The organism is Phycisphaerae bacterium (genome assembly GCA_012729815.1).
Lineage (GTDB): Bacteria > Planctomycetota > Phycisphaerae > JAAYCJ01 > JAAYCJ01 > JAAYCJ01.
On the sequence record JAAYCJ010000175.1, the window covers coordinates 35,799 to 49,176 of the forward strand.

The 13,378-nt window shown below is 63.6% G+C and carries 8 protein-coding genes and 1 tRNA gene; 3 read left to right on the forward strand and 6 right to left on the reverse strand.

What is annotated here, in order from left to right; genetic code table 11:
• Window positions 1–175 precede the first annotated feature (175 nt).
• On the reverse strand, window positions 176–2,827 hold the full coding sequence (locus GXY33_11765; GenBank protein NLX05808.1) for a hypothetical protein: 2,652 nt from the start codon (window positions 2,825–2,827) through the stop codon (window positions 176–178).
• A gap of 47 nt (window positions 2,828–2,874) precedes the next feature.
• Window positions 2,875–3,498 (reverse strand): SGNH/GDSL hydrolase family protein, encoded by a 624-nt coding sequence (locus GXY33_11770; protein NLX05809.1) that lies wholly within the window; start codon window positions 3,496–3,498, stop codon window positions 2,875–2,877.
• A 187-nt stretch (window positions 3,499–3,685) separates the two neighbouring features.
• Between GXY33_11770 and GXY33_11775 the strand changes: the two genes are divergently transcribed.
• Window positions 3,686–5,002: a hypothetical protein gene (locus tag GXY33_11775; GenBank protein ID NLX05810.1), complete on the forward strand. Its 1,317-nt coding sequence runs from the start codon at window positions 3,686–3,688 to the stop codon at window positions 5,000–5,002.
• Between the two features lie 13 nt (window positions 5,003–5,015).
• Window positions 5,016–8,117, forward strand: a complete 3,102-nt coding sequence (locus GXY33_11780) for a hypothetical protein (protein NLX05811.1) — start codon at window positions 5,016–5,018, stop codon at window positions 8,115–8,117.
• A gap of 35 nt (window positions 8,118–8,152) precedes the next feature.
• Here GXY33_11780 and GXY33_11785 read toward each other — a convergent pair.
• Window positions 8,153–8,241: transfer RNA gene (locus GXY33_11785), tRNA-Ser, on the reverse strand.
• A gap of 125 nt (window positions 8,242–8,366) precedes the next feature.
• A complete protein-coding gene (gene tadA, locus GXY33_11790; protein ID NLX05812.1) occupies window positions 8,367–9,623 on the reverse strand; it encodes a Flp pilus assembly complex ATPase component TadA in 1,257 nt (418 codons plus the stop codon).
• Between the two features lie 307 nt (window positions 9,624–9,930).
• Between tadA and GXY33_11795 the strand changes: the two genes are divergently transcribed.
• Window positions 9,931–11,181 (forward strand): PLP-dependent transferase, encoded by a 1,251-nt coding sequence (locus tag GXY33_11795; GenBank protein NLX05813.1) that lies wholly within the window; start codon window positions 9,931–9,933, stop codon window positions 11,179–11,181.
• A 13-nt stretch (window positions 11,182–11,194) separates the two neighbouring features.
• Here the strand turns inward: GXY33_11795 and GXY33_11800 are convergent, their stop codons facing one another.
• On the reverse strand, window positions 11,195–12,238 hold the full coding sequence (locus tag GXY33_11800; GenBank protein ID NLX05814.1) for a Gfo/Idh/MocA family oxidoreductase: 1,044 nt from the start codon (window positions 12,236–12,238) through the stop codon (window positions 11,195–11,197).
• A 38-nt stretch (window positions 12,239–12,276) separates the two neighbouring features.
• The gene (locus tag GXY33_11805; GenBank protein ID NLX05815.1) at window positions 12,277–13,290 is read right to left on the reverse strand and encodes an alcohol dehydrogenase catalytic domain-containing protein; all 1,014 of its coding nucleotides are present in this window, start codon (window positions 13,288–13,290) and stop codon (window positions 12,277–12,279) included.
• Window positions 13,291–13,378 lie beyond the last annotated feature (88 nt).

Sequence of the window (13,378 nt, forward strand, 5' to 3'; positions counted from 1 at the left end):
GCGTCGCGGCAACCACTTAGATCATATAACCACTCCAAGCTCGGCGAAGCGACCTCACCAGGCCAACTCCACCGTCCCCTGCGATCCGCTCCTCCAAAGACTCCACTGATACTCTACCAGAATTAACGGAAAAGCGCAATATTTTTCTTGAGTTGACCTCGGACAAGCTAACCGCCTAGCCGACAACCGTCTCCGCAACGTTCCAGCCGCTGAGGGTCATCCGGCTCCACTGACCCCGCACCGCAATCCGGCGGGTCTCACCGGGCACCAGGCACAACCAATTGTCGCTCAGCAAAACGTACTCGTCCAGCGGCACCTCCAACCACACGCCGAACGCGACCACCTTGCCGGTGTTGGCCAACGTGATCCGCTCCGGCGACGCCTCGACCTTCACCTCGGCTGCGGCAAGCTCCCGCATCGGCGCCAGCGGGTACTTCTCGCCGGTCGAATGGGCCGACCAGTGGTGCGACACTTCGACCCCGGAACCGTCGGTCAGCACGCTGTAGAGCATAAACACCCCTTGCGGAAGCTTCGCCGCCGGCACCACGACACTATCCCAATGGGCGGGCGACTCCGGCTTGATGGCGACCGGCTTTGTGTTCTCGAACACCACGTCGCCCGCCGCCGAGAGCACCTTCGTGGTCACCGTGCCCTCGAAAGCCTTCGGCAGCGCATTGTGACCCCAAATCTCCGCTGCGAACTCCGCCCGGCCGCCCCACGCGATCGTCTCATACTTGGCCGACACGTGCACCGGCCGGTTGGCCCGGGCCAGCGCGAAATACGCCGGCTTCGGCTGAAGGTAGTAATCCACGCTGCACGTGTCGCAAACGTTCGGCCACGGCTCAGCGAAGTGCCACGGCATCGCCCCCGAACACCGCCACTTGCGGCGACGATGCGACTCCATCGCGTACCGCAGCCCCTCCGCCTGACCGTACTGGCTGGCCCGAACGTACGTGGCCAAGTCGTCCACCTTGCCGAACAGCTCCTCCGCCCGCCAGGTGTTCGACGCCGTCCACATCCGCCCGTGATGCCACGCCACCGTGTTCGTCTTGTCCATCGGCCACCGGTGCGACTCCGGCACAAACGCCTCGATCGCCCGCACCGACGCCGAACCGTCACAGCCGTACTCCGCGTGCAGCATCATGTCAACCGTGTTGAAAAACCGGTAGTGTTCCACCGGTCCCATGTTCATCCACCCGCCGTGCACGTCGTGCATCTCGCCCACGTAGTCAAACGATGCGTTCTCCCACGGTCCGCTGCCCGATGCCGGCAGCCAGTGCCGGTCCGGGTCCAGCCGGTTGACACACTCCTTGATCGCCGCCAGCGTCGGATGCTCGCTCGTCAGCGGCAGCCACGGCAGGCCGCCCACGTTCGTCTTGTACCCTTCCCAACCCGCGACCTCCGGCCGCAGCACGTTCCCCTGCCGATCGACCACGTCGCCGCGAACGCACAGCTCATTCCCGCCGCACCAGATCGCCAGCGACGGATGGTTCCGGCACTGCGGAATCACCTGTTCCGCCTCGTTCTTAAGCAACTGAATGTACCGCGGATCGGTCGACGGATGATTGTCGATGCAGCAGGACGACATGAACGTCTCCTGCCAGACCAGGATGCCGAATTGGTCGCACAGGTCGTAGAACTCCGGCCGCTCGACCAGTCCGCCGCCCCAAACCCGCAGCAGCACACAGTGCGCCTCACGGGCCAGCTCCAGCCGACGGCGATACGCCTCCAGATGCCGCCGCCCGTAAAGCTGCCGGATCGGCGCCCAGTTCCAACCCTTCAAAAACACCCGCACGCCGTTGACCTTCGCGCAGTACGGCAGCGCATCGTCCGGCGCCCCGTCGTTACGCACCCATTCCAGCTTCCGCAATCCCACCGGCACAGCCGTCTCATCCAGCCGCCCGCCCTTTGCATCGAGCAATGTACAGGCCAACCGATACACCGGCTGCTCGCCGAACCCGTTCGGCCACCACAACTGCGGATCGGGAACCTCCAGCCGCGCCTTCAAGCCGTTCTTCCCAGCCTGCAGCGACGCATCAAGATCGTGCGAAACGACCTTCCCGCCGTCGAGGCTCAGCTCCAGCCGCGCCCGCGCGTCCACCGGCCGCTCCGCCCAAACTGTCACCTCCACCTCCACTGAAGCCGTCGGACCGGCCGGATCGACCACCGGACGGGCGAAAACGTCCGCCACGTGCGCCGCCCCACGGAAAACCAGCCAAACGTCCTTCCAGATCCCCAGCGGCACCAGGCGCGTGCACCAGTCCCACCCGTACGCGAACCGCGCCTTGAGCGTCCGGACCAGGCTCGTCCGACCCCACTGGCACTGCTCGTCCGGAGCGTGCTGCACCGTCACCACCAGCATGTTCCTGCCGCCAAACTTCACCCGGTCCGTGATGTCGAACTCGAAGGGCGTCCACGCGCTCTCGTGATACCCCAGCCACTGGCCGTTGAGCGACACGTGACACGCGTAGTCCACCCCGTCGAAGCGAAGGATGACCCTCTCCATCGGATCGGCGGGCTTTTCGACGCTGAACGTCCTGACGTAGACCCAGTCTCGCTGATACGTCCACTCGCACGCCCGGCTGTTGAGGCCATAGTTCGGGTCGGGGATCAGCCCGGCGTCGATCGCGTCGCTCTGAACGTCGCCCGGAACCACCGCCGGAATCCACTCCGGTGTCTGCAACTCACCCAAAGCCCCCACGTTGATGCCCGATGCCGGGTTGTACTCGCTGGGCAGACAGTGCGTGACCCGCCAGTCGCTTCCACTCAGGCAGATTTCCTTCCACTCCGATCCCGTTACCGCTTTCTGTGCCGACGGCTTTTTCATGCGTGTTCCTGGTATAACAATGATCCTGTCAAACCAATGGCAATCGATCAATCCGCGATATCGCCCAGCGTCCGGCGGATCACCTCCGCCACCGCCTGGCCCTGCACGCGGCGACCCTTCTCGACGTAATGGTACGAATCCTCCGAACGCAAATCCGCCCGGCCGACCACCAGACCGTACAGGTCGTCGATCGGAATCCCCGCCTCCCGCATAATCTCGGCTGCCATCCGGTTCCGTGCCACCACCCGCGGATTCCGCTCCTCGCAGAGCTTGCCCATATCGCCCGCTGCGCTGATCGGCGTCGACGACGCCCAGATCAGCCGCGCATCGCCCGCCAGATCCCGCAACACCCGCACGTACTCCCGCAGCCCCTGCCGATAACCCTCGTCGTCCAGATGCCAGCCGTGCAGCCCGTTGTTGAAATGCACGATCGCGTGACGATACCCCTCCATCACGTACCGCGTCTCCTTGATGATGGCCGGATCGTCGATCGCCTTCGACGTCGCCAGCATATCGACGTTCACCACCCCCTCAAGCTCCTCAACCACCACCGGATGATACCCAGCCACAATCGAATCGCCGATCAGAAGCACCCGCCGCCGCATCCGGTCCGGAGCGTCCTGCCACCGAAAATTGCACCACTCGATCGTCTCTCTCGTCGGTTCCTGCATCTCCCGTCACCTTTCCTCCGCGGTCGCCGCCGCGATTTGCACGACATTGATACTGAACTTCCCACAAAAAGTAAAGCCGCCGCCGAAATCCGCGCCTTGCCGGCAGATTCTCTTGCCGAAGCGCTATTGGCTTCCACCGGCGTCTGCGTAGAATATGCCGAATATCCTACAGTGGAAAGGACCAATCGTGGCCAAAATCGTGATGATCGGCGGCGGAAGCTACAACTGGATGCCCCACCTGGTCCGGGACATGGTCGTCAGGCCCGAACTGGCCGGCTCCGAGCTGTGGCTCGTCGATATCGACAAAAAGGCCCTCAGCGACCTCGAAAAGTACTGCCAAGCCCTGCTCACCCGCGTCAGGAACGACTGGACGGTCCACGCCACGACCGACCGCGACCAGGCCCTGCCCAAAGCCGATTTCGTCGTCATCACCATCTCCACCGGCGGCCTCGAGGCCATGCGCCCCGACCTGGAAATCCCATACAAGTACGGGATCTTCCAGCCCGTCGGCGACACCGTCGGCCCGGGCGGAATCTCCCGCGCCCTGCGCAACGTCCCCGTCTTCGTCGGCTTCGCCAAGAGCATCACCAAACACTGCCCGAAGGCCTGGGTCTTCAACCTCACCAACCCGATGACCGTCCTGACCCAGGTCCTCTGCGAGCACGGCTGCAAGACCGTCGGCCTCTGCCACGAACTCTACGGCCTCTGGGGCTGGCTCCGCGGCAAGTGCAAATGCGAGTGGGACGACGTCTGCCTCGAAGTGGCCGGACTTAACCATTTCGCCTTCATCCTCTCCGCCCGATACCGACATCGCGACTGCTTCGGACTCTTCCGCAAGCTCGCAGCCGACCCGCTGAACCACATGCTCAGACCCAACCTCAACCTCACCCACGCCGAAACCCACGGCGTCTTCGTCTTCATGTGCGAGTTCTTCCGCCGGACCGGCTTCATGCTCTATCCCGGCGACCGCCACACCAGCGAATTCGTTCCCAATGTCCTCACCAGGGAAACCGGCTACGGCAAGGCGTACAACATCAAGCTGACCCGCATCAAGGACCGCTACAGGTGGCTCAACGACTCCAAAAAACGCACCTGGGACCTGACGCGCCACCCGGAGAAGATCAGCCTCGAACCGTCCCGCGAAGCCGTCTCCGCCCTCATGGTCTCTCTCACTACCGGCAAGCCCGTCGTCGAGGTCGTCAACCTGCCCAACGCCGGACAGATCCAGAACCTGCCTCTCGGCGTGGTCGTCGAGACCATGGCCACCGTCACCGCCGACCGGATCTCCCCGCACACCGTCGGCCCTCTGCCCGACGAACTGGCCGTCCTGCTCACCCCGCACGCGATCCGGGTCAACATGACCATCCGCGCCGCCCTCACCGGCGACCGCGACCTCGCCCAACAGGTCATGGCCGCCGACCCGCTCGTCCGCGACTGGAGCACCGCCGGCGAACTTCTCGACAAACTGATCAAGGCCAATAAAAAGCACCTGCCCCAATTCTGACCCGGATGCCGCCATGGACATAGACCCCAAAAAACCAGTTCCACCGTCCGCGAATCCCACAGCCGACTCCGCCGCCCAGCGGCTGCCGGGACTGACCTACTGGCCCGAAGGCGACGCCATCGTCGTCCGCAACGGCGACGTCTGGGACAACCGCCCACTCTACGCCAACGGCCGATACGCATTCTTCAAAGCCGGTGAGATGCCCTCGCTGGCCGGCCCAACCGGCAGGCTCTGCCTCGCCGTCAGCCGTGGTGAGACGCGCGTACCGCTCCACCACTTCGCTGAGCGGGTGGCCCGCTACCGCCCAGCCCGGATGGAATGGGAAATGACCGATCCGCGTCTGCCCGGATTGACCGTGCGCCTGCTCGCCACCACCCTCGTCGACGCCAGCGGGTTCACCGCCCAGCTCACCGTCGACGAAGCAAAGCCCGGCGACACCGCCGGTTGGTGCATCCTGCCGCCAACGCCGGGACAGGCCACCCGCCAGGCCGACGGCTTGCGGTTCGATCGCATGCTCGGCCGCTTCTCCGCCGCCGTCGACAAGTGGGAGCCTTTCGCCTTCGAACTGCCCGATGGCATGGGCGAGGCCGCTGCCGGTGTCGCCAAAGATGGCCTGGTGGCATGGATCCCGTTGACGCCCGGCCAACCACAGTTCGTCGCCGTGGCCGCCGATGAGGATGATCTCTACTTCAAACGCCCCCTGGACCCGGCCTCCGTGGCCGACCCAGCCGACGCCTTCGCCGAGGGTCTCGCCCGCGCCCAGGCCATAGGACAACGCGTAATCGTCGAGACGCCCGACCCGTACTTCAATGCCGCCGTGCCGGCCTCCTGCGCCGCCGTTGACGGCATCTACGTCGAACCCGCCTTCGCCCACGGCGGGTCGGCCTGGCGGCTCCGCTTTCCCGGCTGGCGCGTCATGGGCGGCGCGACCGCCTACGGCTGGCACGACCGCGTGGCCAAAGCCCTGGAGCATTTCGACAAATTCCAGGTCAAACGAGACAACGCCAAAACGGCGCCCACACCCTCCGAAGACGGCTGCGAACAGGCCGAAAACTCGCGATTCTACGGCGCGGGCTTCCTCGGATACGAAGGCTGCGGACCCAGATCGCTCTACAATTTCCAGACCCAGTTCTTCGATGAATGCATCCGCGACTGGCGGGCCACCGGCAACCCGTCATTCGAACAGCGGTTGCTTCCCATGCTGGAACTCCACCTCGACTGGTGCAAAGCGTGCTTCGACCCCGACGACGACGGCCTCTACGAGAGCTTCAACAACACCTGGCCCAGCGACTCGGTCTGGTTCAACGGCGGCGCCACGCCGGAGCAATCCGCCTACGTCCACTACGCCCGCCGAGCCGCCGCCGACATGCGCTGTCGCGCCGGCGACCATGCCGAAGCCGCCGAACACCTCGCCCAAGCCGACAAGATCCGCCAAGCCATGAACGCCGCCCTGTGGCTCAGCGACAAGGGCCAGTTTGCCTCCTTCATCGAACAGGGCGGCCATCGCCGGGCCCACGACGACGCATGGGTCTATGCCCAGCACGTCCCCATCGAAGCCGGCCTTACCACCCCGCAGCAGACCTGGCAGGCCATGTACTACACCGAATGGGCCATGGAACGTTTCATACTGCCCTACGGCGGCGAAATGCGCCAAACCTCCAACTGGGTGCCCGGAAAATGGTCCGTCCGCGAACTCTACCACGGCGACAACTTCGCCATGGCCCTGGGCTACTTCCTCGGCGGCCAGGGCGACGACGGCTGGAACCTCCTGCGCGGCACGATGCTCCAGACCATGTACGGCGATCCGCAACCCAAATCCGGCTTCCATTTCCCCGGCGGCCAACGCTCCGGCTCGCCCAACATCCGCTCGCCCGGCGGCCTGAGCCATCCGGACTGCGCCATCGATTTCTCCGACCTGTCCACAATGTTCTGCCGGGCGACCGTCGAAGGCCTCTTCGGCTATCGACCCGATTATCCCAACAACCTCGTCCGCCTCGCTCCATCCTTCCCGTCCGCATGGACCCGCGCCGCCATCCGCACCCCGGACTTCTCACTGTCCTACCGGCAGGAAGGCGAAACCGACCTCTACCAGCTCACCCTAACGCAATCGGCAACCGTCGAATTCCGCGTACCGGTCCGAGCCAACAAGGTCAAACACGTCACCGTCAACGGCCAACCGGCCAGGTGGGACATCGAGCCATGGGCCGGATGCGCCATGCTGACCGTCACAATGGAAACCTGCGACAAGGCCGATCTCGCCGTCGAGCTTGCCGGACGCACCGGTCAACTGCCCTATCTTACCGCCGAGCGGCACGATGGCCGTCCCGGCCATCACCTCGCCATCGACAGGATCGACGGCGATGTCCCCCGCTATCAGCTCGCCAAAGTCAACGTGCCCGAACCGCCTGGACCGCCAACCCTCCGCCAGGCCCCAGTAGACGCGACCTGGAAACTGATCGACATCTCAAGCCGCCTCAACGGCGACGTGCAAACCATCTTCAAACAGGACTACCGCTCACCGCGCCCAAACACCGTCTCCATGCGCATCGGTTACGACGGCTACAGCGCCTGGACCTTCAAGCACTGGGACCTCGCGCCGCCGGAGATCAAGCTCGCCACCCCCAGCCGCCCGGTCACCACGCCGCAGAACGTGCCCTTCGCCGCCCTGGGTGACCAGAAGAACATCGCCTTCACCTCGTTATGGGACAACTGGCCCCGCTCGGTGACAATGCCGGTCAACGCCGCTGGCGAAGCCCTCTGGCTCCTCGTGTGCGGATCGACCAACCCCATGCAGGGCCGCATCGCCAACGCCGTCCTGCGGTTCAATTACGCCGACGGCTGCCAGGAAACGCTCGAACTCATACCGCCGCTGAACTTCTGGTCCCTCTGCCATTTCGGCGGCCAGGACTATGACTACCACCGCGACGCCTTCTCGCTGCCCAAAGACCCGCCGCCGCACGTCCAACTCGGCGAAAACTGCCGCGCGATGGTCTACGGCTGGCCTCTCCGCCCCAACATTCAACTCGCGGATGTGACCCTGGAAACCCTCTCGCAGGAAGTGGTCATCGGCCTGATGGGCGCAAGCGTCATGAACCCGATACCCCGTTCCGGCTGAGGAACACAAAACCCCACGGACGTGCTGAAGCAGAACGGAGAGGGGGGGATTCGAACCCCCGGTAGCCGTAAACGGCTACACGGCATTTCCAATGCCGCTCCTTAGGCCACTCGGACACCTCTCCTTTACCGATATTCGATCATCGGCAATTATACCTGTCCACCTCGACCCCTGACAAGGCCCTCAAACAGGAAAATCGCCGAATCCGATGGAAAGTCCGCCGACCGTCTGCGGCGCACAGGAGAACGCCTACACCGTCCGCTGGACTCTGGCCGCCTCCTCAGCCTGCTCCTCGCCGTTGCCCGGCCAATAGAACTGCAGGACCTCATCCAGCGTCGTCTTGCCCTCCGCCACCTTCGTCAGGGCGTCCAACGCGATCGACCGAATCCCGCCCTTCCGGAACGCCTCGCGGAGCTTCTCCGGATGCGCCCCAGAACTGATCAGCCGCGAAAGCCCCTGATCGATCAGCACCGTCTCAAAAACCCCGATCCGCCCGCGCGTCCGGCCGGGCACGCAATGACGGCACTCCGCCCCGCGAATCACCTTCTCCGGCGCCTCCAGACCGAACTCCACAAACAACTTCTTCTCCTGCGGAAACAGCGGCCGCGTCGTCCGGCAATCCGAACACGCCCGACCCACCAGGTTCTGCGAAATCACCAGCCGCAGCGTATCGCCCAGAATGTGATACGGCACCGAAAACCGGTGCATCGCCTCAATCGCCGCCGCCGCGTCCTGACCGTGAATCGTCGCCATCACCAGCCGACCCGCCAGCGCCGCGTGCGACGCCGTCACCGCCGACGCCCGATCCCGAATCTCCCCCACAAACATCACGTCCGGGTCCATCCGCAAGATCGTCCGCAACCCCTCCGACATCGACAAACCGTGCCGCTCATCCACCTCCATCTGCCGAAGATACGGCAGGTCGAACTCGATCGGATCCTCGATCGACACCGCGATCTTGCTCTCCAGCTTCAGGTACGACAGCAGCGAATACACCGTCGTCGTCTTACCCGCGCCCGTCGGCCCAGCCACCAGCACCAAACCGTGATACGCCCGCAGCCCGGTCTGAATCCGCTCGATATCGCTCTCGCCAAAACCCAGCCGCCCCAGATCCAACACGTCCGCCGGCACCGACAACACCCGCAAATGCACCGACTCCTCATCCCACGTCGGCACCACCGTCACCCGCAAGTGCTTGCGCACCTGACCGTTCCGATACGCGATCTGACTCTCCACCGGCGAGTATATCCGCTCCACGTCCAGCTTCGCCGCCACCTTCACCTGATTCATCAGCCGACGGCCCGACTCCAGCGAAAACTTCTGCTTGTGACGCAGCATCCCGTCCACCCGAAACCGCACCACCACCTGCCGCTCCACCACGTCGATGTGAACGTCCGTCGCGTGCTCCGACACCGCCTCCTTCAACACCGTGTTCAGCGGCTCCGGCTGTTCCACCGGCGCAGCCATCGATGTCCGCTCCTGATCATTCCCCTGCTCGTTGGCCATCGCCGTCTCCTTTTCTCCCTTGGCCCGCGTCGGAAACGAAGGTCAAACCCGAACGAAGTCGCCACTTGCCCCACCCGTTGAGCAATGCAAGAAGTGAAGTATAAGCAAAGCCAATAAAACTATCGTTCCTATATATGGAATTTACCGACGCCCAAACCCGAGTCAAGCCAGCGACCATCTTGATCCTGCTCATAGAGGTCTGGCCGCCAGCGGCAAAGACCTATTGACCGCCGCGACCCGACGCAATAACTTAGTTTGTCTGAACATCGCAAAGCCCGAGCCAAGGTCGGCCAGGAGAGCTAACAGCATGAAGCAAACGCACAAGCACAAACACGCAGGCGCCCGCCCGGGTTTGTCCACCCGCGCCGTCCACGCCGGCGAAGACCGCCAGCGATACGCCGACTCCATCACCACCCCCATCGTCCAGACCTCCACCTACGTCTTCAAAAACTCCCGCGAAATCGAAGCCTACACCAAGGGCGGCAAAGACCGCTATGAGTACGGCCGATACGGCAACCCCACCGAAAAAGTCGCCGAACGACGACTCGCCGACCTCGAAGGCGCACAGGACTGCGTCGTCTTCGGCTCCGGCATGAGCGCCGTCGTCACCACCATCCTCGCCCTCGTCCGAAGCGGCGACCACATCGTCATCACCGACGACGCCTATAAGAAGACCCTCGAATTCTGCAGCGCCTACATCCAACGCTTCGGCGTCGACTGCACCATCGTCCCCTTCGGCGACTACCAGGCCCTCGACGCCGCCATCGAACCGAGAACCCGATTCATCATCTCCGAATCCCCCACCAACCCTTACCTCAACATCTTCGACCTCGTCCGACTCAAAGAAATCGCCGCGCGACACAACATCCTCACCCTCATCGACAGCACCTTCGCCACCCCCATGAACCAGCGGCCCCTCGAATTCGGCGTCGACCTGGTCATCCACAGCTGCACCAAATACCTCGCCGGACACAATGACATCCTCGCCGGCGCCGTCCTCGGACGAACCGAACTCGTCAGCCAGATCCGCGACCTCCACAAGGCCATGGGCGGCGTCATCGACCCCCACTGCTGCTACCTGCTCCTGCGCGGCCTCAAAACCTTCCCCATTCGCATGGCCCACCAGAACGCCGCCGCACAAACCATCGCCGAATTCCTCGAAGCCCACCCGCAAGTCCAACGCGCCTACTACCCCGGCCTGCCCAGCCACCCCCACCACGCCATCGCCGCCCAGCAGATGTCCGGCTTCGGCGGCGTCGTCACCTTCGAAATCAAGGGCGGCCTGCCCCAGGCCAAACGATTCCTCGACGCCCTCAAACTCTGCTTCATCGCCCCAAGCCTCGGCGGCGTCGAAACCCTCATCACCCACCCCGCCACCGTCAGCTACTACAACCTCACCCGCAAGGAACGATACGCCCTCGGAATCAAGGACAACCTCATCCGCCTCGCCGTCGGCGTCGAAGACCTCAACGACCTGATCGCCGACCTCGACCAGGCCCTTCACGCCGGCGCAAGGAAAACGGCGGCCCCAAAGAGCCGCCGCTCCCAAAATTCCTAAACCACCGAACGCCTCAATACCCGCGATAGTCCAGATCGATCGCCCGCCGCTGACGGTGCGACTGCTGAATCCCGTCGATCACCACGTCCACGCATAACCCGTCCACCACGTCCGGCCGGCCCTGCTCGCGACGCATCAGACACTCGTGGAAGTACGCCACCTCAAAATCGAACGGCGTCACCGCGTCGAAGCAATACTCCGTCGACGTCATCGTCGCATTGCTATAATGAATCAGCCGCGCCGAGTTCCGATCCGAGTGGTCCCACATCGGAGTCAGCAGATCGATCCGACCCTCCGTCCCGTTGATCTCGATCCGCTCGTCCCACGAATTCCGCTCAAACCCGATCTTCTTCAGCGGGTGCGTCGCCGCCTCAAAACTCACCACCAGCGACCCCTCGTACTCCAGCAGCGCGATCGCCTTCCGATCCGCCACGTCCGAGCCGCCGATGTAATCCACCTTGCCATACACGCTCTTGGGCCGCCCCAACAAATTCAGCAACCCGTCGATGATGTGACTGCCGCAGCACTTCAGCGACGGACTCCCGTGATTCTCCGTCACGTAGTCCAGCTTCGACGGATCGTGCATGTTGTACATATCGCCCCAGCACTGCCACGTCCGCGCGTGAACGCTGAACAGCTTGCCCAACGACGGCAGCAGCTCCTTCGCCTTCACCACCGCTGGGAAAAACCGCTTCATGTACGCCGTGAAAAAGAGCTGTTTGCTCGCCTTCGCCGCCTTCACGATCGTCAGCGCATCCTCCACCGTCCGCCCCAGCGTCTTCTCGCAGATCACGTCCTTGCCCGCGTCCAAAGCCGCCAGACACATCTCCGGATGAAACTTCGCCGTCGTCAACACGCTGACCACCGTCACCTCCGGATCGGCCAACGCCTCCCGAAAATCGGCCCCCACCTTCGCCCCGAATGGCTCAGCCATCCGCGATGCCTTCGCCACGTCGATATCCACCACCCGCACAATCTTGCCGCCCACCTTCCTCAGGCCATTAAAATGAAACGGCGATATGCTCCCGCATCCGATCAAAGCGTATTTCGGCTCCATGAACAAACCTTTCTACCTGTCTACTCGTTTTCACTTCTCTACGCGTTGGGATTGATGATGACCTTCACCGCGCCGGCCTTGTCGTACGCCGCCACCTCCAGACCCTTGCCGATCTGCGCCAGCGGAAACGTGTGGCTGATCAAAGCCGCCGCGTCGATCCGGCCGCTCACGATATGATTCAAAGCCATCGGCGTATACATCGCCGGCGACGCGTACGAAGCCCGCAACTGAATCTTCTTAAAGTGAAACTCGTTCGCGTCGAACGTGATATCCGCGCCCTTCCCGTACTCGATCCCGATGTACGAAATCACCGCCCCCTTGGCTGCGACTTTGATCATCGCCGGCAGCGTCCGAGGCGGCGAACTCACCATGAACCGGTCCGGCGCCCGCTCGAACCGGTATTCCTCGACCGGCGTCTTGTCGATCTCGATAATCTCATCCGCCCCGAACCGACGCGCCAGCTCAATCCGCGCCGTCGAATGCGACCTGGCACAGCCGTAGATTCTCTCCGCGCCCGACAGCTTCGCCAACCGCAGCGCCATCAGCCCGATCGGACCCAGCCCCGAAACCACCACGTGATCCCCGATCCGGATATCCGCCAGCCGGTGCATGTCCACCGCCACACCCGCCGGCTCCGACAGACACGCCTCCTGCGGCGAGACCCCCTCGTACGGTATCGCCGTCACCGCCGGCGTGATCATCTCCTCCGCGAACCCGAAATACTGCGTGAACCAGAACGACTGAACGTCCGTGCACAGCTCCTGCCGGCAGTTCCGGCAATTCGCGCACCGGCCGCACGCGCTGCCGCTCTCCAACACCACCTTCTGACCCACCGAAACGTTCCGGACCCCAGGCCCCAACTCCAGCACCGTCCCCGCGATCTCATGCCCGAAACCCTGATACTCCTCCTTCCCGTCCAGAGCCGACGTCACATCCGTCCCGCATACCCCGCACGCATCCACCTTCACCCGTATCTCATCATCCCCAGGCCCACGTATCGCCACATCCCGTATCTGGACCTCACCCATCTTCTTCAAAAACGCAGCCTTCATCCGTCACCTTCACCTTTCCATCACACAACCACAAACAAACCACCCGCCAACAACCCGGAAATCGCTAATCAATACCAACCCCACCCCC

Bases quoted from the DNA above. Each gene is read 5' to 3' on its own strand.
- GXY33_11780 (NLX05811.1), top strand. From the start codon at position 5,016: ATGGACATAGACCCCAAAAAACCAGTTCCACCGTCCGCGAATCCCACA.
- GXY33_11770 (NLX05809.1), bottom strand. From the start codon at position 3,498: ATGCAGGAACCGACGAGAGAGACGATCGAGTGGTGCAATTTTCGGTGG.
- GXY33_11765 (NLX05808.1), bottom strand. From the start codon at position 2,827: ATGAAAAAGCCGTCGGCACAGAAAGCGGTAACGGGATCGGAGTGGAAG.
- GXY33_11805 (NLX05815.1), bottom strand. From the start codon at position 13,290: ATGAAGGCTGCGTTTTTGAAGAAGATGGGTGAGGTCCAGATACGGGAT.
- GXY33_11800 (NLX05814.1), bottom strand. From the start codon at position 12,238: ATGGAGCCGAAATACGCTTTGATCGGATGCGGGAGCATATCGCCGTTT.
- tadA (NLX05812.1), bottom strand. From the start codon at position 9,623: ATGGCCAACGAGCAGGGGAATGATCAGGAGCGGACATCGATGGCTGCG.
- GXY33_11795 (NLX05813.1), top strand. From the start codon at position 9,931: ATGAAGCAAACGCACAAGCACAAACACGCAGGCGCCCGCCCGGGTTTG.